The 21,402-nt window shown below is 62.3% G+C and carries 18 protein-coding genes and 2 pseudogenes; 17 read left to right on the plus strand and 3 right to left on the minus strand.

Going from position 1 to position 21,402, the window contains the following annotated elements; genetic code table 11:
* The first annotated feature begins 268 nt into the window (after nt 1-268).
* The 4 genes from phaC (REH59_RS26685) (at nt 269) to REH59_RS26700 (ending at nt 5,220) form a co-directional block, all read left to right on the plus strand.
* Nucleotides 269-1,948, plus strand: coding sequence for a class II poly(R)-hydroxyalkanoic acid synthase (gene phaC / locus REH59_RS26685; RefSeq protein ID WP_004576724.1), 1,680 nt, complete (start codon nt 269-271; stop codon nt 1,946-1,948).
* Nucleotides 1,949-2,010: 62 nt separating this feature from the next.
* On the plus strand, nt 2,011-2,862 hold the full coding sequence (gene phaZ, locus REH59_RS26690) for a poly(3-hydroxyalkanoate) depolymerase (RefSeq protein WP_003249302.1): 852 nt from the start codon (nt 2,011-2,013) through the stop codon (nt 2,860-2,862).
* Between the two features lie 48 nt (nt 2,863-2,910).
* Entirely contained in the window at nt 2,911-4,593 is a 1,683-nt protein-coding gene (phaC, locus tag REH59_RS26695) for a class II poly(R)-hydroxyalkanoic acid synthase (protein ID WP_320450371.1), read from the plus strand.
* 12 nt (nt 4,594-4,605) lie between these two features.
* A complete protein-coding gene (locus REH59_RS26700; RefSeq protein WP_003249297.1) occupies nt 4,606-5,220 on the plus strand; it encodes a TetR/AcrR family transcriptional regulator in 615 nt (204 codons plus the stop codon).
* A gap of 111 nt (nt 5,221-5,331) precedes the next feature.
* Here REH59_RS26700 and REH59_RS26705 read toward each other — a convergent pair whose 3' ends face one another.
* Together REH59_RS26705 and REH59_RS26710 are read right to left on the minus strand one after the other, a co-directional pair.
* Nucleotides 5,332-6,120, minus strand: coding sequence for a phasin family protein (locus tag REH59_RS26705; RefSeq protein ID WP_014862042.1), 789 nt, complete (start codon nt 6,118-6,120; stop codon nt 5,332-5,334).
* A gap of 10 nt (nt 6,121-6,130) precedes the next feature.
* Complete coding sequence (locus REH59_RS26710; RefSeq protein WP_003249293.1) at nt 6,131-6,550, minus strand: phasin family protein; 420 nt, start codon at nt 6,548-6,550, stop codon at nt 6,131-6,133.
* A 311-nt stretch (nt 6,551-6,861) separates the two neighbouring features.
* On the opposite strand from REH59_RS26710, the gene REH59_RS26715 reads away from it, so the two are divergent.
* Nucleotides 6,862-11,490, plus strand: coding sequence for a DUF6543 domain-containing protein (locus REH59_RS26715; protein ID WP_128573896.1), 4,629 nt, complete (start codon nt 6,862-6,864; stop codon nt 11,488-11,490).
* A gap of 18 nt (nt 11,491-11,508) precedes the next feature.
* Here REH59_RS26715 and REH59_RS26720 read toward each other — a convergent pair whose 3' ends face one another.
* Nucleotides 11,509-11,784, minus strand: a complete 276-nt coding sequence (locus REH59_RS26720; protein ID WP_003249289.1) for a polyhydroxyalkanoic acid system family protein — start codon at nt 11,782-11,784, stop codon at nt 11,509-11,511.
* Nucleotides 11,785-11,908: 124 nt separating this feature from the next.
* Here REH59_RS26720 and ubiE point away from each other — a divergent pair, with 124 nt between their 5' ends.
* The 12 genes and pseudogenes from ubiE to REH59_RS28930 form a co-directional block, all read left to right on the plus strand.
* Entirely contained in the window at nt 11,909-12,679 is a 771-nt protein-coding gene (ubiE, locus tag REH59_RS26725; protein ID WP_004576729.1) for a bifunctional demethylmenaquinone methyltransferase/2-methoxy-6-polyprenyl-1,4-benzoquinol methylase UbiE, read from the plus strand.
* Nucleotides 12,679-13,302 carry a ubiquinone biosynthesis accessory factor UbiJ gene (locus tag REH59_RS26730; RefSeq protein ID WP_014862044.1) on the plus strand — a complete coding sequence of 208 codons (624 nt, stop codon included), beginning with the start codon at nt 12,679-12,681 and terminating at the stop codon, nt 13,300-13,302. Before ubiE ends, REH59_RS26730 begins: the two co-directional genes overlap by 1 nt.
* A complete protein-coding gene (ubiB, locus tag REH59_RS26735; RefSeq protein WP_004576731.1) occupies nt 13,299-14,921 on the plus strand; it encodes a ubiquinone biosynthesis regulatory protein kinase UbiB in 1,623 nt (540 codons plus the stop codon). The genes REH59_RS26730 and ubiB overlap by 4 nt, the downstream gene beginning before the upstream one ends.
* Before the next feature lie 72 nt (nt 14,922-14,993).
* Entirely contained in the window at nt 14,994-15,386 is a 393-nt protein-coding gene (gene hisI / locus REH59_RS26740; RefSeq protein WP_014860358.1) for a phosphoribosyl-AMP cyclohydrolase, read from the plus strand.
* Between the two features lies 1 nt (nt 15,387).
* The gene (locus tag REH59_RS26745) at nt 15,388-15,723 is read left to right on the plus strand and encodes a phosphoribosyl-ATP diphosphatase (protein WP_003249283.1); all 336 of its coding nucleotides are present in this window, start codon (nt 15,388-15,390) and stop codon (nt 15,721-15,723) included.
* Between the two features lie 25 nt (nt 15,724-15,748).
* Nucleotides 15,749-16,021, plus strand: coding sequence for a twin-arginine translocase TatA/TatE family subunit (locus tag REH59_RS26750; RefSeq protein WP_014860359.1), 273 nt, complete (start codon nt 15,749-15,751; stop codon nt 16,019-16,021).
* A gap of 3 nt (nt 16,022-16,024) precedes the next feature.
* Complete coding sequence (tatB, locus tag REH59_RS26755) at nt 16,025-16,402, plus strand: Sec-independent protein translocase protein TatB (RefSeq protein ID WP_003249280.1); 378 nt, start codon at nt 16,025-16,027, stop codon at nt 16,400-16,402.
* Nucleotides 16,399-17,187 carry a twin-arginine translocase subunit TatC gene (gene tatC / locus REH59_RS26760; protein ID WP_003249278.1) on the plus strand — a complete coding sequence of 263 codons (789 nt, stop codon included), beginning with the start codon at nt 16,399-16,401 and terminating at the stop codon, nt 17,185-17,187. The genes tatB and tatC overlap by 4 nt, the downstream gene beginning before the upstream one ends.
* Nucleotides 17,184-17,891, plus strand: coding sequence for a 16S rRNA (uracil(1498)-N(3))-methyltransferase (locus tag REH59_RS26765; protein ID WP_014860360.1), 708 nt, complete (start codon nt 17,184-17,186; stop codon nt 17,889-17,891). Before tatC ends, REH59_RS26765 begins: the two co-directional genes overlap by 4 nt.
* A 217-nt stretch (nt 17,892-18,108) precedes the next feature.
* Nucleotides 18,109-19,005: pseudogene (locus tag REH59_RS28920) on the plus strand (methyl-accepting chemotaxis protein); the annotation flags it as partial.
* A 198-nt stretch (nt 19,006-19,203) separates the two neighbouring features.
* The gene (locus REH59_RS28925; protein WP_416236978.1) at nt 19,204-19,908 is read left to right on the plus strand and encodes a methyl-accepting chemotaxis protein; all 705 of its coding nucleotides are present in this window, start codon (nt 19,204-19,206) and stop codon (nt 19,906-19,908) included.
* Between the two features lie 325 nt (nt 19,909-20,233).
* Nucleotides 20,234-21,274 (plus strand): annotated as a pseudogene (locus REH59_RS28930) (methyl-accepting chemotaxis protein); the annotation flags it as partial.
* Nucleotides 21,275-21,402: the final 128 nt, after the last annotated feature.

Below are 21,402 nucleotides of genomic sequence, written 5' to 3' on the forward strand. Positions count from 1 at the left end.
CGCAAGGCCTGAGGGGTTTAGAGCGCATTTTCTAAATTCATCTGTTTGAATGACTTGCAGACAGCCCAGTGAAGGGCTGTCTTGCGCATTACACGAAAGTCGGGTAACCAATGGGTGTGGCAAGTTCCCTGCATCACTTTGCAGGTCGTCAGCACCCACGCAGCACCGCTGTTCCTTATCACTGGTCACCCGAGTAGCAGTACCGGGCTCAGGGCTGTGCACCCACCACAGCAACCGGTACTCGTCTCAGGACAACGGAGCGTCGTAGATGAGTAACAAGAACAACGATGAGCTGCAGCGGCAGGCCTCGGAAAACACCCTGGGGCTGAACCCGGTCATCGGCATCCGCCGCAAGGACCTGTTGAGCTCGGCACGCACCGTGCTGCGCCAGGCCGTGCGCCAACCGCTGCACAGCGCCAAGCATGTGGCTCACTTTGGCCTGGAGCTGAAGAACGTGTTGCTGGGCAAATCCAGCCTGGCCCCGGACAGCGACGACCGTCGCTTCAATGACCCGGCCTGGAGCAACAACCCGCTGTACCGCCGCTACCTGCAAACCTACCTGGCCTGGCGCAAGGAGCTGCAGGACTGGGTGAGCAGCAGCGACCTGTCCCCCCAGGACATCAGCCGCGGCCAGTTCGTCATCAACCTGATGACCGAGGCCATGGCGCCGACCAATACCCTGTCCAACCCGGCTGCGGTCAAACGCTTCTTCGAAACCGGCGGCAAGAGCCTGCTCGATGGCCTGTCCAACCTGGCCAAGGACATGGTCAACAACGGCGGCATGCCCAGCCAGGTGAACATGGATGCCTTCGAAGTGGGCAAGAACCTGGGCACCAGCGAAGGCGCGGTGGTGTACCGCAACGATGTGCTGGAACTGATCCAGTACAGCCCCATCACCGAACAGGTGCATGCCCGCCCGCTGCTGGTGGTGCCGCCGCAGATCAACAAGTTCTACGTGTTCGACCTCAGCCCGGAAAAGAGCCTGGCGCGCTTCTGCCTGCGCTCGCAGCAGCAGACCTTCATCATCAGCTGGCGCAACCCGACCAAGGCCCAGCGCGAGTGGGGCCTGTCCACCTACATCGATGCGCTGAAAGAAGCCGTCGACGCGGTGCTGGCGATTACCGGCAGCAAGGACTTGAACATGCTCGGCGCCTGCTCCGGCGGCATCACCTGTACCGCACTGGTGGGCCACTATGCCGCCATTGGCGAGAACAAGGTCAACGCCCTGACCCTGCTGGTCAGCGTGCTGGACACCACGATGGACAACCAGGTTGCATTGTTTGTCGACGAGCAGACCTTGGAGGCCGCCAAGCGCCACTCTTATCAGGCGGGCGTACTGGAAGGCAGCGAAATGGCCAAGGTGTTCGCCTGGATGCGCCCCAACGACCTGATCTGGAATTACTGGGTTAACAACTACCTGCTCGGCAATGAGCCCCCCGTGTTCGACATCCTGTTCTGGAACAACGACACCACGCGCCTGCCGGCCGCCTTCCACGGCGACCTGATCGAAATGTTCAAGAGCAACCCGCTGACCCGCCCCGATGCCCTGGAAGTGTGCGGCACCGCGATCGACCTGAAACAGGTCAAATGCGACATCTACAGCCTCGCCGGCACCAACGACCACATCACCCCATGGCCGTCATGCTACCGCTCGGCACATCTGTTCGGTGGCAAGATCGAATTCGTACTGTCCAACAGCGGGCATATCCAGAGCATCCTCAACCCGCCGGGCAACCCGAAGGCACGCTTCATGACCGGTGCCGACCGCCCGGGGGACCCGGTGGCCTGGCAGGAAAACGCCACCAAGCATGCAGACTCCTGGTGGTTGCACTGGCAAAGTTGGCTGGGCGAGCGTGCCGGTGCGCTGAAAAAGGCGCCGACCCGCCTGGGCAACCGTGCCTACGCCGCCGGCGAAGCCTCCCCAGGCACCTACGTTCACGAGCGTTGAGTTACAGCGCCGTGGTGGCCTGCGGGGCGCCACGGTGTTTACTTCACCCAAGAGTCACGTGCATGCCGCAACCCTATATTTTCAGGACCGTCGAGCTGGACCACCAGTCCATCCGCACCGCTGTTCGCCCCGGCAAGCCGCACTTGACGCCGTTGCTGATCTTCAACGGCATCGGCGCCAACCTCGAGCTGGTGTTCCCGTTCATCGATGCACTTGACCCGGACCTGGAAGTCATCGCCTTCGATGTGCCCGGGGTCGGCGGCTCGTCCACACCACGCCACCCGTATCGCTTCCCTGGGCTGGCCAAGCTGACCGCACGCATGCTCGACTACCTCGACTACGGCCAGGTCAACGTCATCGGCGTGTCCTGGGGCGGCGCCCTGGCCCAGCAGTTTGCTCACGATTACCCCGAGCGCTGCAAGAAACTGGTGCTGGCCGCCACCGCTGCCGGTGCGGTAATGGTGCCAGGCAAGCCCAAGGTGCTGTGGATGATGGCCAGCCCCCGGCGTTACGTGCAGCCGTCGCATGTCATCCGCATTGCACCGATGATCTATGGCGGCGGCTTCCGACGTGACCCCGACCTGGCCATGCACCATGCTGCCAAAGTGCGCTCCGGCGGCAAGCTGGGCTACTACTGGCAGCTGTTCGCCGGGCTGGGCTGGACCAGCATCCACTGGCTGCACAAGATCCAGCAGCCCACCCTGGTACTGGCCGGTGACGACGACCCGCTGATCCCGCTGATCAACATGCGCCTGCTGGCCTGGCGGATTCCCAATGCCCAGCTACACATTATCGACGACGGCCATCTGTTCCTGATCACCCGTGCCGAAGCCGTCGCCCCGATCATCATGAAGTTCCTGCAGGAAGAACGTCAGCGTGCGGTCATGCATCCCCGTCCGGCCTCGGGGGGGTGAAACAGCTGCGGCTGACAGGGGAAATGGATCAGACGAGGGAGTGTTGCCATGAAAGACAAACCGGCCAAAGGATCGACAACGCTCCCCGCCACCCGCATGAACGTGCAGAACGCCATCCTCGGCCTGCGCGGCCGCGACCTGCTTTCCACGCTGCGCAACGTCGGCCGCCACGGTCTGCGCCACCCGCTGCATACCGCGCATCATCTGCTGGCGCTTGGCGGGCAGTTGGGGCGGGTGATGCTGGGGGACACGCCCTACCAGCCAAACCCGCGTGACGCACGCTTCAGTGACCCGACCTGGAGCCAGAACCCGTTCTACCGCCGCGGCCTGCAGGCCTACCTGGCCTGGCAGAAGCAGACACGCCAGTGGATCGATGAAAGCCACTTGAACGACGATGATCGAGCCCGCGCCCACTTCCTGTTCAACCTGATCAACGATGCGCTGGCGCCCAGCAACTCACTGCTCAATCCGCTGGCGGTCAAGGAACTGTTCAACACCGGCGGCCAGAGCCTGGTGCGCGGCGTGGCCCACCTGCTCGACGACCTGCGCCACAACGATGGGCTGCCGCGTCAGGTGGACGAGCGCGCCTTCGAAGTAGGTGCCAACCTGGCTGCGACCCCTGGCGCAGTGGTATTTCGCAACGAGCTGCTGGAGCTGATCCAGTACTCGCCGATGAGCGAAAAGCAGCACGCACGCCCACTGCTGGTCGTGCCGCCTCAGATCAACAAGTTCTACATCTTCGACCTCAGCGCTACCAACAGCTTTGTCCAGTACATGCTCAAAAGCGGCTTGCAGGTGTTCATGGTCAGCTGGCGCAACCCCGACCCACGCCACCGTGAATGGGGCCTTTCCAGCTACGTGCAAGCCCTGGAGGAAGCGCTTAATGCCTGCCGCAGTATCAGCGGCAACCGCGACCCCAACCTGATGGGCGCCTGTGCCGGTGGCCTGACCATGGCCGCACTGCAAGGCCACCTGCAAGCCAAGCAGCAATTGCGCCGGGTACGCAGTGCCACCTATCTGGTCAGCTTGCTGGACAGCAAGTTCGAAAGCCCGGCCAGCCTGTTCGCCGATGAGCAGACCATCGAAGCGGCCAAGCGCCGCTCTTATCAGCGCGGCGTGCTGGACGGTGGCGAAGTGGCGCGGATCTTCGCCTGGATGCGGCCCAACGACCTGATCTGGAACTACTGGGTCAACAACTACCTGCTCGGCAAGACGCCGCCGGCGTTCGACATCCTGTACTGGAATGCCGACAGCACGCGCCTGCCCGCCGCGCTGCATGGCGACCTGCTGGAGTTTTTCAAGCTCAACCCCTTGACCTACGCGTCCGGGCTGGAGGTGTGCGGTACACCGATTGACCTGCAGCAGGTCAATATCGACAGCTTTACCGTGGCCGGCAGCAACGACCACATCACGCCATGGGACGCGGTGTACCGCTCGGCCTTGCTACTGGGTGGCGAGCGGCGCTTCGTGCTGGCCAACAGCGGGCATATCCAGAGCATCATCAACCCGCCAGGCAACCCCAAGGCCTACTACCTGGCCAACCCCAAGCTGAGCAGCGACCCACGCGCCTGGTTCCACGACGCCAAGCGCAGTGAAGGCAGCTGGTGGCCGTTGTGGCTGGAGTGGGTCACCGCACGCTCCGGCCTGCTCAAGGCGCCGCGCACTGAACTGGGCAACGCCACTTACCCACCGCTAGGCCCCGCGCCAGGCACCTACGTGCTGACCCGATGAGCTGCTGACTGGATGAAAACCCGCGACCGTATCCTTGAATGCGCCCTGCAGTTGTTCAACCAGCAGGGCGAACCCAACGTATCCACCCTGGAAATTGCCAACGAACTCGGCATCAGCCCAGGCAACCTGTACTACCACTTCCATGGCAAGGAGCCCTTGGTACTGGGCTTGTTCGAGCGTTTTGAAGAAGCGTTGATGCCGTTGCTGGACCCGCCGCTGGAGGTGCGTCTGGACGCAGAGGACTACTGGCTGTTTCTGCACTTGATCGTCGAGCGCATGGCTCAGTACCGCTTCCTGTTCCAGGACCTGTCCAACCTGACCGGGCGCCTGCCCAAGCTCGCCCGAGGCATGCGCAGCCTGATCACTGCAGTCAAACGCACGCTGGCGGCGCTGTTGGCCAGCCTGAAGAGCCAAGGGCTGGTAGAGAGCGATACCCAGGCGCTGGGGCAACTGGTTGAGCAGATCACACTGACGCTGATGTTCTCGCTGGATTACCAGCGTGTGCTGGGGCGCGAGGGGGATGTGGGGATCGTGGTGTACCAGGTGATGATGCTGGTGGCGCCGCATCTGCAGGCCCAGGCCCGGGCGGCGGCGGAGCAGCTGGCAGTGAAGTACCTGGAGGGGTAGGCCTGCTGGAGATGTTGTGTTTCAGCCGACGCAATCGCGGGTAAACCCGCTCCTACAAGGTTTGGCGCATCTTGTGGGAGTGGGTTTACCCGCGAAGAAGGCGACGCGGTATCAGATCAGGGTACCGGTGCCGGTAGGTGCCGATGGCGTGCTGCTGGCCGGGGTAGCGGCAGGTGCCGGTGCAGTGGTCGCTGCAGGCGCAGCGCTGGCCGCTGGGGCCGCCGGCTTGGCGGCTGCCGGTTTGGCCGGCGCCTTCTTCACCGCAGGTTTCTTGGCCGCTGCCGGCTTCGCCGCAGACTTGGCTGCTGCAGGCTTGGCTGCAGGTTTTTCCGCTGCGGTTTTGGCTGCGGGTTTTGCCGCTGCGGTTTTAGCAGCAGGTTTGGCCGCCGCCGTTTTCGCCGCAGGTTTGGCTGCCGCTGCCTTGGCCAGTGGCTTGGCCGCAGCCTTGCTCGCAGCCGGCTTGGTTGCTGCAGTGCGCGACGAAATCGGCGTAACCGAAGCACCGGTCAGCTTCTCGATCTGCTTGGTCAGGCTGTCCACCTGCTGGTGCAGTGCCTTGATCTCGTTGCGGCTCGGTACACCAAGGCGCGAGATGGCACTGTTAAGGCGCTTGTCGAAGGCTTCTTCAAGTTCGCTCCACTTGCCCAGCGCACGGTCCTTCACGCCCGACACCCGCGAAGTGGTCGAGGACTTGGCAGTCTCGGCAACATCTTCAGCCGTCTTTTTCGCCTGCTTCTCGGCCTTCTCGCCATCCTTCACCAGCGAGTCGAACAGCTTCGGGCCGTCCTGGTCGATCTTCGAATAGATACCCAGCCCCGCCAGCCAGATCTTGCGGGAGTATTTCTCGATCCCGCCGACCCAGGAGCTGCTTTCTTTTTCGGTGTTCTTCTTGCCAGCCATCCTGCTCTCCTTATGGTTTGTGCGCGACGCGCTCAAGCAGCTCATGCAACTGTTCAAGCTTGATCGACAACGCCTCAACGTCATGTTTAGACGGAATACCCAGGCGATTCAAGGCGCGACCGACCCGTGCGTCGAAAGCTTTTTCGATCTTGTCGAGTTGAATTTCTACCTTGCCGCGTACGCGGTTCACTTCTTCACCGACTTCGTCAAGCTGGTGGTTGGCGGCATCGAGCTCTTTGTCGATGCGCTTCTTGCCGCGCGTCTCGACACCTTCACCCGCCCTGACCAGCTCTTTGAAGTAGTCAGAGCCTTCCTGACCGACGCGGGCGTAGGCGCCGATACCGGCCAGCCAGATCTTGCGCGCATAGCCGCGCACCTCGCCAAGCGTGCCCAGGGCTTCGTCTTTTTTCTTCACAATCACTTTGGCCATGCTGTGTACCTCATGCTCATGAGTGGTGGAAAACCGCCCATGGAGGCTGGGCTTGAGCATAAGGTAGGGAAGAAAATTAGAAACCTCACCCTAAGGTCTTCGTTGTCACATCTATATACCGCAAGCCCCTTTGACCATAGCGCTAGCGTCACAGGCTTCACCTCACGGACATCGACGCTATGACTGCTGCAGCAATCCCACCCAGGCTGACGTTCAAGCAACGCGTGGCAGCCTGTTTCTCCAAACGACCCAGCCTGCGGGACGTTTTATCAAAAGAAGCATTCCAGATTTTCAGCGACCGGTATCCATGGGTGCACCGTAACCACCCTCACATCACATCGCTCGATCCTTTCGTCATCCTGCATGCACCGGCCAGCACCGATGACCTCTCACGTCAGAGCGGGCTGGTGGACGAGCTTCTGAGGCATTTTCTGGCCAAGGAACGTGTGCAACTGGGCGCCGCAGACAGGCTGAGCATCAGCCCTCCCCATGTGTTTCAAATTCAGGAGCAAGGCCAGGACAACCTTCGCCAGCCCGAAATCATGCCGGACCTGACAAAGCTCAACGATGACTTCGATACAGTGCTTGGCGCGTTGATACCCGCCTTCCAGCAAGCCCAGATCGGCTTCTGGAACGGGCTCGACGAAGACAGCCAAGTCTCGCGCATGCTCTGGCTGGAGCACACCATCAAGGCTGCCTTGCTCGAGAACCTCCCTCGTCAAGGCCTTGAAGATGATGCAAAAGCTGCAATGTACGCCCTGCTCGACGGGGTACACGACAGCCTGACTGTCGAGGCGATACAAGTCACGCTCGGAACGGATGGCGGGACACACACCGTTACCCTACCGGATCTGTTGCTCATCACCACAAGCGGCACCCGCAGCCTGGTTCTGCAATGCAAGCCCTGCGGTTCGGTTCATCGCCATGTCGACCTGCCCAGCTTTGCCACCGCGCTGCAACGGCAGCTAGCGCAACGTTATCGCTTCGAAACGTTGTCCTGGGCACACACGCCAGTAATCGGACGCCCTTTCGCCTTCCAGGCCAGGCAGCTACTGAACGATATCCTGGACGACATCGGCCGCCTGCGTATTGGCGGCCTGACAACCGTCGACGAAATGGAGCGACAACTGCGCCAGGTGAGCGACCCGTCAGCTTACTTCTTCGACCTGCCTTCGCAGGAACGAACTGCACCCGCCGTCAGTCCGCCGCGATGGCTGCTCAATGCCAGCGCTGAGGACCGCTATGCCTATCACACTGCACTGCTCGATCTGGCGGCGAGCCAAGGTCGGTCGAAGGGCTGCACATCGCTGGGCGATGTCGAGGATATCCGTGATTACGCCGCTCGCCGCTTGCGTGAGACCCTGCAGACCAGCTACCCAGACAAGGCGGTACACGACCCGAACAAGGTGCGCATCCGCATTTCCCAGGCCATCATCGGCGCCGCTACACAAGGGCAGTCACTGTTCTTGTACTCGGTTTCCCTGACCGACCTGGCGATTTCACGCCTGCGGCTGGAGGCTGGCGAGGTGATGAGCGGGATGAATTTCGAGGACGGCTCGCCTGTGACCGACTGGCTGAGCATCGACCAGATCAGGGGCCTGATTCATCAGGTCGACATCGGCGGTCACTACCCCTCCTACCTGAAGGACCAAGTCAACACCCAACCGCGCAGGGCCGAGCGAATCCGCCAGCATGCCAGGGAATGGCGCTACGCCCTTCGGTTCAGCACGCTGAAGGCCAAGATCGAGCGACAGCTTGGCGAAGCGGCAAGCCAGGCAATGCTCAGGTTCTGCCAGGGCATGGACAATGGCGTGGACCTTCTGCGCATCGCCCCCCTGGCGTTCCTTTGCGCGCCTGGCGCTTCGGCAAGCGATGTGGCGCACGGGATGTTCATCATCGAAATACCGGCAAGCGGCAGCTGGGTCTTGTACCGCCCATTCTATGCTGACAGGGCGCTGCAGGAATTTCCGAACCTCGAATTGCTAATGGACGCAATCCGCAGCAGGGGCGAACTGCAAGAGAGCGTACTGGCCTGGCTCGAGGATGACGCGCGTCCGACTTACCAGAACGACGGGTTCAAGCACCCGCACCTGCACCCGAACATGACCAAGCTGACGCACCTGCTCAATGTGCCGGTCGAGCTGCTGGACCGCCTTTTGCAACGCCTCAGACGCCCGGTCCAGGCCTCGTTCCAGGCCTGGACGGATGATCTGGACACCCACCTGTTCAACGCGCGTATCGAGACCATGTTATTGGCCTCAGCCAGCAACAGCGTCTCCAATGCCCAGGAAGTGCGGGCTTTGGTGAAGGAGGCTGCGTGGGCGATCTTCAATACCGTCACCCAACTTTGGCATGGCCCGATGACCACCCTGGTGTGGCTGGTGGTGGCGCTGTCGGCAGCCAAGGAAGACGTCGAGGCGCTGATCAAGCGCAGCGGTGACGACAAGATCGTCGCAGCCATAGACCTGGTCACCAACCTGGCCTTGCTCCTTGCCCACCGCCCCGCAACGCCACCTGCCAACAGCGAAGAGCCCGCCAGGCTACGTTTTTCAGGCCCTGCGCCGAAGGAAGAGACCCCGCCCCCAGCGCTCGAGCAGCCACAGGAGAAACCCTGGCAGCCCCCCGTCGAGGCGCCGCAGCCCACGCTCGTGCGTGTAGAAGGCTGGCATGACGGGCAGCGCCTGAGCAACCTGTCGGTACAGGAGCGCCAGTCACTGGCCCAACTGCAAGCCTCGCAGCCACTCGAAGGGCACACGCCACTGACAAGGGGCCGTTTGCGTGGGTTGTACAATATTGCCGGTCGTTACTACGCCAAGCTGGGCGATGGCACCTATGAGGTCATCGAGACGTGGAACGGCATGCAGATCATCGGCCCCGAGCCGAGCAGCAGCGAGTGGGTGTCCCAATGGAATGGCGCCCCGGACGGTTACCACATCGTTGGTCGTGAACGGCAAAAAGGACCATGGCTTACGCGCTGGCATGGCCAATGGTCTTTGAACCTGAACCTCTATGGCGGCATGCCAAGGAACAGGCAATCCATCAACGCCGAAAACCGCCAGCGGTTCGATACGTTGAGCGCAACCGCCACGGCGAATCAACACGCGCTGAATCAGGTGGGGCTACTCATGGAGCGCAGCAGAGTGCAACTGGAGGCTTATGACGAACTCGCGCTGCAGTACAGCCGGGCTATCGATGTATTGCCTGACCAGGAGCGCACGTCACTGCCGCCAGCATTGCAGCTTCAAAAGCAGGCACTGAAAGCCCAACGCTTACGCCAATTGCCTGAAATCAGGGCGTCCGCGCTCTACCTGGAGCGACAGAGCACGCTGTTGCATGGGAACATCGAAGTGTTCAAGGAAATGGCCGAACCACGGTTCAGCAAATGCGACAATCGCCCCCAGAGCCGACGTCAATATGGTAATTGGTACGGTGCTGCCATCGAAAACGACATGCTGCTGTGCCGCCGCTTGCTAGAGCAGGTCGACCACCAGGCATTGAGCGCACAGGCCGCAATGCTGCGCCGCTTTCCCGAAACTGCCGAAGATATTCAGCAGTACCTCGATTATCGCGAACGGGTACACGATTCCTGCCAGGCCAGCCGCCGCCTGCTTGCCGCCAGCCAGCGACTGGACCGGACGCTGGCAGAGGCCCTCGATGACCCCAAGATCGACTTTGCCAATAAAGCCACGAAGCTCGCCCAGACCAATCGGAGCAGGACCTATTCGACACTGGTGATTCGGGCACAACTGCTCAGTGACCTGGCTTACCTCGTCGTCGACAAGACGCGGCTTTCTGCGGACATGGCCGAGCACCTGCTTGCAATGCGTGCGCCGCTCAGCAACCTCGAGTTGAGCCGCACGGTATGGAGCCACGACGGGCTGGCAGCTACCGAAGAGTCACCCCAGGTCAAGGCCGAACTGCTTGACGATATCCTTCAGAAATACCGTACCGTGCTGGACCGCGCCCAGTACATGAAGACACTGGACTCGCCTGCACTGGTCACTGACGTGCTGGACGAATACATACGCGAAGTGTCAACGATGACCCAGGTCACGGAGCAGCAACTGAGCGCGATCTTGGCCAACGTCGACAGCGGCATCAGCCCACCTCCGCCTTCCCCCGGCCATCGCCCCGCGACCATCAGGCGGCGCGTCATCCGTATTGACCGAGGTCGACCGCTGCTGGTGGAAATCGACCAGGTGGGCAACCGGGCAATTCAGCGTAATGCGTTCAACCATGAGCCGGCAGGCAGTTTCGCGCAACGCGACGGGGTGTGGCATGCCGTGGCTGAGCAAGCACGGCCCGCCCAACGTGACCGGGCCCAGGTGCGCCAACGAGCAAACCGCCTGCTGGCAGAGGTGGATGGGAAAATCGCGTTCGCCGCTCACTATGCCGATGAGCCCAACAGCCTGAGCGATTTTCTGGAATGGCCGGCCGGTGACATGCGCGAAGTGCAACAGCAGCTGAGCGAGCTGAACAACCCACTGGATAACGGCCTGATCGACCTCCTGCGTGCAGCGGTAGACCGCGTCCACCACGAAAGGCTTCGGCTACTCACCGACGCCTATCTGAACACCCGCCATCCCGACGGCAAGGCGCTGCGCTTCCTGGCCGAGCAGGATCGGATACGGATCAGGCAGACCGTGATTCGCCGCCAGCTACGTCACGCCCATGATTACCTCGATGTCTACGAGGTGCGCGATGTGCAAGCGCCTCGCAGGGTACTGTGGGAGGCGCACTTTCATTATCCCAGCCTGGACGCGAGCGCCCACGACTTCGTCAAGGGCCACCTCAAGTTCTGGGATGCAGGTGTAAGGGGCCGCAAGGCCATGCTCGAGCAGGCCGCAGACGCACGCGAGCGCATCGCGATCTACCGCGGCGATCTGCGCCTGGAGCAGGTGATTGGCATCATTCCTTTCCCGGCGGACGCGCCGCAGTAGCCAGACAGCGGCGCCGGCTCAGGCCAGGGCCTTGTCCAGCGCCCGCTCGATCTCGCCCTTGATGGTGCCGCTCATCATCGACAGCATCATGCCCAGCTTCAATTCGACGCGGATGCTGTCGTCGCCAATGTGCACACTGCCATTGGCGCCACTGCGCGCAACGTCCACGCGGTCACCGTTCCAGGTGGCCTTGAGGTCGTACTCGCGGCTGAGCTTGTCGACCAGCGCTTCGGCCTTGGCGCGGGCGGCATCACGGCCGAGGGAGTGTTTGCGTTCGACGCTGATCTGGGTCATGCGGGCGTTCCTGAAGATGTAGACATAATGAGCATTATGCCCGCCCCTGCCCACTGGCACACCCCGCCAAGACAAATCCGCCCGTTCGCCCTAGAATGGCGGTAATTTTTTCCGGTGAAGCGATATGAACGACCAGCGCAAAGGCGACCACGCCGAACCCACCACCCATTTCGGCTACCAGGACGTGCCTGAAAGCCAGAAGGCGAAGAAAGTCGCCGAAGTGTTCCACTCGGTAGCAGCCAAGTACGACCTGATGAACGACGTGCTTTCCGGCGGCATGCACCGCCTGTGGAAGCGCTTTACCATCGAGCTGTCGGGCGTGCGCAGCGGTAACCGCGTGCTGGACATCGCCGGCGGTACCGGTGATCTGGCGGCCAAGTTCTCGCGTCTTGTCGGGCCGACCGGGCAAGTGGTGCTGGCCGACATCAACGATTCGATGCTCAAGGTTGGCCGTGACCGCCTGCTTGACCGTGGCGTGGCCGGCAACATCGAGTTCGTCCAGGCCGATGCTGAAAAGCTGCCGTTCCCGGACAACCACTTCGACTGCGTGACCATTGCTTTCGGCCTGCGCAACGTTACCCACAAGGACGCCGCCATCCGTTCGATGCTGCGCGTGCTCAAGCCTGGTGGCCGCCTGCTGATCCTGGAGTTCTCCAAGCCGACCAACAAGCTGATGTCCAAGGCCTACGACGCCTACTCGTTCGCCTTCATGCCGCTGGCTGGCAAGCTGATCACCAATGACGCCGAGAGCTACCGTTACCTCGCCGAGTCGATCCGCATGCACCCTGACCAGGAAACGCTGAAGAGCATGATGGTCGAGGCTGGTTTCGACCGCGTCACCTACCACAACATGACCAGCGGCATCGTTGCCGTGCACCGGGGAATCAAGCCCTGATGTTGCTGGCCGGGCTGCTCGCCAGCGTCGAACATGGCCTGAACCGCGTCCTGCGCCTGGACAGCACGGCCCTGCCGCGGCTGGCCGCGCTGGAAGGCAAAGTCATCGAGATCGACTGCCGCCAACCGGCCCTGCAGGTGTTCATCCTGCCCGATGAAGAAGGCCTGATGCTCGCCGCCCATTGGGAGGGCGAGGTCGATTGCCGCCTGCGCGCCCCCGCCGGTAGCCTGGCGCAACTGGCCCTGGTCAAGGACAAGACCGCTGTGCTGCACAGCCCGCAGGTCGAGCTGCACGGCGACAGCGCCGTACTGCTCGACCTGTTCGGTGTGCTGCAGGACCTGGAGCTGGACTGGGAGCACGAGCTGCAACGCTGGCTTGGCCCGGTCGCCACGGCAATGCTGGCCGGCCATATCCGCCTGCGCGCTCGCTGGACTCGCCAAGGCCTGGCACGTTTCAGCCAGAACCTGTCCGAATACCTGGCCGAAGAATCCCGTACCCTGGTCGGCAAGCGCGAAGCCGAAGCCGCCTTCAGCGAGCTCGATGCCTTGAAGCTTGATACAGAACGCCTCGAAGCGCGCCTCAGGCGCCTGTCCCGATCCCTTGATACCAGCGATAACGCATGAAGCTGCTCGCCGTCCGACGTCTTTTTCGCATCCAGCGTGTGGTGATCCGCTACCGCCTCGATGACCTGCTGTTCGACCAGCCCTTGCTGCCCTGGTGGCTGGCCAGCCTGCGCCTGTTGATGCCGTGGCGCTGGCTGCCACGCAAGCCCACCGAACTCAGCCGTGGCGCGCGCCTGCGCCTGGCACTGCAGGACCTGGGGCCGATCTTCATCAAGTTTGGCCAGCTGCTGTCCACCCGCCGCGACCTGCTGCCCCCCGACATCGCCGACGAGCTGATGCTGTTGCAGGACCGTGTGCCACCGTTCGACCCGAAAAAAGCCGTGGCCTTGATCGAGGAACAGCTCGGTGCAAAGGTCGGCGAGGTGTTCAGCCGCTTCGACGTCGAGCCTCTGGCCTCGGCCTCGGTGGCCCAGGTGCACGCCGCACGCCTGAAAACCGGCGAAGAGGTGGTGGTCAAGGTGGTGCGCCCGGGCCTGAAGCCGGTCATCGCCCAGGACCTGGCCTGGCTGTTCCTGATCGCCAAGGCCGCCGAACGCGCCTCGGCGGATGCCCGTCGCCTGCACCCGGTGGAAATCGTCGGCGACTACGAAAAAACCATCTACGACGAGCTCGACCTGCTGCGCGAGGCTGCCAACGCCAGCCAGCTGCGGCGCAACTTCGAAGACTCCGAGCTGATGTACGTGCCCCAGGTGTACTGGGACCTGTGCCGCCCCAAGGTGCTGGTGATGGAGCGCATCTACGGCGTACCGGTGACCGACATGGCCACCTTGGCCGACCAGCGCACCGACATGAAGCTGCTGGCCGAGCGCGGCGTGGAAGTGTTCTTCACCCAGGTGTTCCGCGACAGCTTCTTCCATGCCGACATGCACCCCGGCAACATCTTCGTCAGCACGGTCAAACCGTGGAGCCCGCAGTACATTGCCATCGACTGCGGCATCGTCGGCAGCCTCACCGCCGAGGACCAGGACTATCTGGCGCGCAACCTGTTTGCCTTCTTCAAGCGTGACTACCGCCGCGTCGCCCAGTTGCACATCGACTCGGGTTGGGTGCCGGCAAACACCAAGGTCAACGAGTTCGAAGCAGCGATTCGCACCGTGTGCGAGCCGATCTTTGAAAAACCGTTAAAAGATATTTCCTTCGGCCAGGTGCTGATGCGCCTGTTCCAGACCGCACGGCGCTTCAACATGGAAGTGCAGCCACAGTTGGTATTGCTGCAGAAAACCCTGCTCAACATCGAAGGCCTGGGCCGACAGCTGTACCCCGACCTGGACCTGTGGAGCACCGCCAAGCCGTACCTCGAACGCTGGATGCGCGACCGCTATAGCCCCAAGGCCGTGTTCGGCAACCTGCACAGCCAGGTAGAGCAACTGCCGCACCTGGCCGGCATGACCCGCGACCTGCTCGAGCGCCTGTCGCAGCCTCACCTGCACGATCCACAACTGCCGGAACGGCGCCGCCAGGGCGACCGCTGGGCGCTGCGCCTGCTGGGCGCCGGCCTGCTTGGCGGTGGCGCAGTTTTGGCTGCAGGCGCTGCCGAAACCGCCAGCCTGGCCGCCCCGGCCGCCTGGCCAGCCTGGTTGATGCTGGCTGCGGGCCTTTACCTGATCGTGCGCCAATAGCCAGCCGCGCCTGTGGCTGGCACACTAGCGCAAAGGGCCCGGCACAGGAGCGGGCCCGCTTTGGAGTCGACGATGAAAGACTGGCTGGACGAGATCAAGTGGAACAGCGATGGCCTGGTACCGGCGATCGCCCAGGACCACAAGACCGGACGCGTGCTGATGATGGCCTGGATGAACCGTGAATCGCTGGCCCTGACCGCCGCCGAGCAGCGTGCCATCTACTGGTCGCGTTCGCGTGGCAAGCTGTGGCGTAAAGGCGAGGAGTCCGGGCATGTGCAAAAACTGTATGAGTTGCGCCTGGACTGTGACGCCGACGTGATCATCCTGATGGTCGAGCAACTGGGCCATATCGCCTGCCATACCGGTCGTGAAAGCTGCTTCTACCGCGTCTATGAAGACGGCCAGTGGAAAATCGTCGACCCGGTCCTGAAGGACCCGGATGCCATCTACAGCGCAGGACATTGACATGAGCGACACCCTCAACCGCCTGGCCGAAGTGCTTGAAGAACGCAAGCAAGCGGCGCCTGACAGCTCCTACGTGGCCAGCCTGTACCACAAGGGCCTGAACAAGATCCTTGAAAAGCTCGGCGAAGAGTCGGTCGAAACGATCATTGCTGCCAAGGATGCCCAGATCAGCAAGGATTACAGCGATGTCATCTACGAAACCGCCGACCTGTGGTTTCATAGCCTGGTGATGCTCAGTGCGCTGGGCCAGCATCCGCAAGCCGTGCTGGATGAGCTGGAACGCCGCTTCGGGCTTTCCGGGCATGATGAAAAGGCCGCACGCCAGCCTTCGGCTTGAGCACAACGCATTCTAGGAGAGCACCATGGGTATTTTTGACTGGAAACACTGGATTGTCCTGCTGGTCGTCGTGGTCCTGGTATTCGGCACCAAAAAGCTGAAGAACTTCGGCAGCGACCTGGGCGAGTCGATCAAGGGCTTCCGCAAAGCCATGAACGAAGAAGAGACCAAGCCGACCGAGCAGACTCCGCCGCCTGCCCAGCCTGTGCCACCGGTGCAAAACACCGCGCAGCCGCAGCAAGGCCACACCATCGAAGGCCAGGCCCACCCGGTCCAAGAGCCGCAGCGGAAAGACTGACCCATGTTCGGCATCAGTTTCAGCGAGCTCCTGCTCGTCGGCCTGGTCGCCCTGCTGGTGCTCGGTCCCGAGCGCCTGCCGGGTGCCGCGCGCACGGCAGGCCTGTGGATCGGCCGGCTCAAGCGCAGCTTCAACAGCATCAAGATGGAAGTGGAGCGCGAAATTGGCGCCGACGACATCCGCCGCCAGCTGCATAACGAGCACATCCTGCAGATGGAAGAGGAAGCCAAGCGCATCCTCAACCCAATGACGCCACCCGCGAAGCCGCCGGTCACCACGGCCAGCGTGCAGCCACCTGCCGGGCTCGAAGCCAGGCCGGTCGAAGCACCTGCTGCCCCGGCCGCACCGTCTGAACCGCCTCAACCGCCGCGAGCCCCATGAGCGAGAATCCGGAACACGACCAGCCGATGCCGCTGGTTTCGCACCTGACCGAACTGCGCACCCGCCTGCTGCGCTGTGTTGCCGTCATTTTCCTGATCTTTGCCGGGCTGTTCTCCTTCGCCCAGCAGATCTACACACTGGTTTCCGCGCCGCTGCGCGAGCACTTGCCGGCCAACGCAACGATGATCGCCACCGATGTGGCCTCGCCGTTCCTCACGCCGTTCAAGCTGACCATGATCGTGGCGCTGTTCCTGGCCATCCCGTTCATCCTTCAGCAGATCTGGGGTTTTATCGCGCCAGGGCTGTACCGCCATGAAAAGCGCATCGCCATTCCACTGTTGGTGTCGAGCATCTTCCTGTTCTATGCCGGCATGGCATTCGCCTACTTCCTTGTATTCCCGCTGATCTTCGGTTTCTTCGCCAGCGCCACGCCAGAAGGCGTTTCGATGATGACCGACATCGCAAGCTACCTCGACTTCGTGATGACGCTGTTCTTCGCCTTTGGCGTGGCCTTCGAAATCCCGGTGGCGGTCGTACTGCTGGTGTGGATCGGCGTGGTCGACGTGAAGTACCTGAAGAAAGTCCGCCCGTATGTGATCATCGGCTGCTTCGTGGTCGGCATGGTCCTCACCCCACCGGACATCTTCTCCCAGACCCTGCTGGCCGTGCCCATGTGGCTGCTGTTCGAGATCGGCGTGCTGTGCGGCAGCCTGATCCGCAAGCGCAGCGCCCACGACGAAACCGCCGACGACCATAACGACCAGCCACCAGCGACCCAACCGTGAACCTGCTGCTTCTTGAAGAGGCCGACTTCGTCTCGGCCAACCGCGTCGTTCTTGCTGATCGGCGCTTCACCCATATGCAGGATATCCACCGCGTGGCAGTGGGCGACAACCTGCGCGTGGGCCGTATCAATGGCCTGATGGGCAAGGCCACGGTGCTGCGCCTGGAAAAGCACGAAGCCGAACTTGAAGTGGCCTTCGACCAGCAGCCACCGGCCAAGCTGCCGCTGACCCTGGTGCTGGCAGTGCCTCGACCAAAAATGCTGCGACGGCTGTTCCAGACCGTGGCCACATTGGGCGTGCCGCGGCTGATCCTGCTGAACAGCTACAAGGTCGAGAAAAGCTTCTGGCAAACACCTTTTCTACAGCCCGAGAGCATTCGCGAAAACCTGATCCTGGGCCTGGAACAGGCACGCGACACCGTGCTGCCCGAGGTGATCATTGAAAAACGCTTCAAGCCTTTTGTCGAAGACCGCCTGCCCACCATCGCCGCCGGCACCCTGGGCCTGGTCGGCCATCCCGGCCCCTACCCAGCCTGTCCGCGCGCCGTAGAACAAACCGTTACCCTGGCCATTGGCCCCGAGGGTGGCTGGATCCCCTACGAGATCGACCTGCTGGGCAAGGCAGGCCTGGCGCCGGTACAGCTGGGTGATCGCATCTTGCGGGTGGAGACCGCCGTTACTGCGCTGCTTTCGCGTATTTTCTGACACAAACACCACTTTTTCGCCCATCAAGTTTCCCTCTCCCGGGCCGATGGCCTTGGCAACAATACAATTATTTGTGCTGCCAAGCCGCCGGGAGTCGAACATGTATCAATGGTTAGCCCAATCGCTGGGCGATGTGAGCGTCAATCGCAAACTGGGGCTGGGTTTCGGCCTGGTGCTGCTGTTTACCCTGGCGATTACCCTGACCGGCTGGCACGGCATGGACAGCATCATCGACCGTGGCGACAAGCTGGGAAACATCTCTGTCATCCAGCAATACACCCAGGAATTGCGCATCGCCCGACAGCATTACGATCGCCGCCGCGACGACGCTTCGCTGGCAGAACTGGAAAAAGCCCTGAGCAACCTCGACCGCCAGGTGCAGCGGATGCTTGGCCAGATCGAACAACCCGCCGACCGCCAACGCCTCGAACAGCAACGCGAGGCAGTGCGCACCTACCAGCAGGCATTCAACGAGCTTAAGCAAGCCGACCAACGTCGCGAAGCCAGCCGTGATGTACTGGGTAGCAGCGCCGATAAAGCCGTGGAGTTGATAGGCCGCGTACAGCGTAGCCTGCTGCAAGGCGCAAACATCAACCAGTACCAGCACGCGGTGGACGTCAGCGCCCTGCTGCAACAAGCGCGTTTCCAGGTGCGTGGCTACACCTACAGCGGCAATGCCGATTACCAGCAAACGGCACTGAAGGCCATCGACCAGGCCTTGGCCGAGCTGCGTGCACTGCCGGCCAAAGTGCCAGCCGAACATGCTGCCAGCCTGGATGATGCCGCCACGGCCATGGGCGGCTACCGCGATGCGGTGACCCAATTCGGCAATGCCCAGCTTGCCAGTGAGCAAGCGCTGCAACGCATGGTTGAACAAGGCACGGTACTGCTGCAGGCCAGCCAGATGATGACCACCTCGCAAACTGAGGTGCGCGATGCCGCGGCCGCGCAGGCCAAAACACTGCTGGCAGTTGCCACCGTGCTGGCACTGGCCCTTGGCCTGCTGGCCGCCTGGGCCATTACCCGGCAGATCATCATCCCTCTGCGCCAAACACTGCGCGCCGCAGAGCGTGTGGCCAGCGGAGACCTGACCCAGAGCCTGCAGGTGCAACGCCGCGACGAACTGGGCCAATTGCAGGCCAGCATGCATCGTATGACCCAAGGTTTGCGTGAACTGATCGGCGGTATTGGCGATGGCGTGACGCAGATCGCCAGCGCTGCCGAGGAGCTGTCGGCGGTCACAGAGCAGACCAGCGCCGGGGTCAACAACCAAAAGGTCGAAACCGACCAGGTGGCGACCGCGATGAACCAGATGACTGCCACCGTGCACGAAGTGGCACGCAATGCCGAGCAGGCTTCGGAAGCCGCCTTGATGGCCGACCAGCAGGCCCGCGAGGGCGATCGCGTGGTGGGCGAGGCAGTGGCACAGATCGAGCGCCTGGCAAGCGAAGTGATCAACTCCAGCGAAGCGATGAACCTGCTCAAGACCGAGAGCGACAAGATCGGCAGCGTACTCGACGTAATCAAATCGGTGGCCCAGCAAACCAACCTGCTGGCCCTCAACGCGGCAATCGAAGCCGCCCGCGCCGGAGAGGCCGGGCGTGGCTTTGCCGTGGTTGCCGACGAAGTGCGCAGCTTGGCCCAACGCACACAGCAGTCGACTGAAGAGATCGAAGAGTTGATTGCCGGCCTGCAAAGCGGCACCCAACGGGTGGCCAGCGTGATGGACAACAGCCGCCAACTGACCGACAGCAGCGTCGAGCTGACCCGCCGCGCCGGCAGCTCGCTGGAAACCATCACCCGCACGGTGTCGTCGATCCAGGCAATGAACCAGCAGATTGCCACAGCGGCCGAGGAGCAGACGGCGGTGGCCGAAGAAATCAACCGCAGCGTGATGAATGTGCGTGATATTTCCGACCAGACCTCGGCGGCGAGTGAGGAGACGGCCAGCTCCAGCGTGGAACTGGCGCGGTTGGGTACCCATTTGCAAGGGCTGGTTGGGCGGTTCCGGCTGTGATCTGAACCAGCGGTCGCCCGGTCGGGCCTCTTCGCGGGTAAACCCGCCAATGGGCCAAGCCGGCTGGCCGATCTCCACCCGCCGTTCACCGTTGCCGCCGCCAACGTATTCGCGGGTAAACCCGCTCCTACACACACGCACAGACCGTCGTAGGAGCGGGTTTACCCGCGAAGAGGACGGCACAGGACGAAATATATCCTACTGTTCGCGGCGAACTTTCCTACCTGATTATCAGGTCAAGTCCTACAGCTCCGCTGCCGATGGGCAGAGATGTGATGCCGGCCATGCGCCTGCATCCTTTCTCTCACTCGCTCGGAGATTCCCCATGCTTGGCTCCCTCAACCGCAAGCTCGGCAACATCAGTGTCGCCGCCAAGCTGGCCCTCGGCTTCGCCGTGGTCCTGCTGCTCACCCTGGCCACCACCATCAGCGGCTGGCGTGCCCTGGATGGTGCCATCGTGCGCTCACAGCAACTCAGCGAAATAGGCCTGATCAACGACCTGACAAAAGACCTGCGCGCGGAACGCATCACCTACCGCGTGCTCAACGACGATGCCAGCAGAGCACGCATCAGCAATATCCTCGACCAGCTCAACAGCATGCTGACCACCCTGCAACAACGCAGCAACGTCGATGAGTCACGGCAGTTGCTGACAGAAAAAATGGCATTGTTGCAGAGCCTGCGCGACACCTTCAGCGAACTGCAGCGCAGCGTCGCCAGCCGTGTAGCCCTGCGCGAAGCCCTGCAGTCACAGGAGCATGCACTCAGCGAGGCGATTGACCAACTGCAGACCCAGGCCTTGCTGAAAATGCCTGACAACAGTCAGCAAAGTGGTGTGCTGGGCCTGATGGATACCCTCAGCCGGCATGTCGAAGGTGCCAACCAGCAAAGCCTGGTTCCCGCCTACACCTTCGCCCCGGTCGAGGATTTTGCCAAAGTCGGTGATAACGCCCTGGATGCCGCCGACAATAGCCTTGCGCAACTGCTTGAAGGCCTTGCGCCGTTGGGCTTGCCACGCGCCATCACTGAGCAACCGGGTGTCGAGCTGAGCAAGTACCGCACCAGCCTGGATCAGTACCGCCGCGCCGCCGTACGTGTGGAGCAGTTGCAGAACAACATGGAAAACATGGGCAACGAGCTGCGAACGTTGAGCCTCGAACTGGGCAAACGCAAGGTCGAACAACGCGACAGAGAGGCCTTGGCCGCCCGGTCGCTGCTGACCAGTGTGGCGCTGCTGGCCATGGTGGTAGGGGCGCTGGCCGCTTGGCTGATCACCTTGCAGATCACCCAGCCGTTGCGCCAGACACTGGCCGTGGCTGCCCGCATCGCCAAGGGTGACCTGAGCCAGGTCGACACCGTGCAACGTCGCGACGAAATGGGCCAGCTGCAAACCAGCATGCGCGAGATGACCTTGAGCCTGCGCGAGCTGATCGGTGGCATTGATCAGGGTGTCGGCCAGCTGTCACAGGCCGCGACGCAGTTGGCGGCCAGTAG

It is taken from the genome of Pseudomonas sp. BO3-4 (assembly GCF_034044115.1).
In the GTDB taxonomy this organism is placed as follows: Bacteria; Pseudomonadota; Gammaproteobacteria; order Pseudomonadales; family Pseudomonadaceae; genus Aquipseudomonas; species Aquipseudomonas alloputida.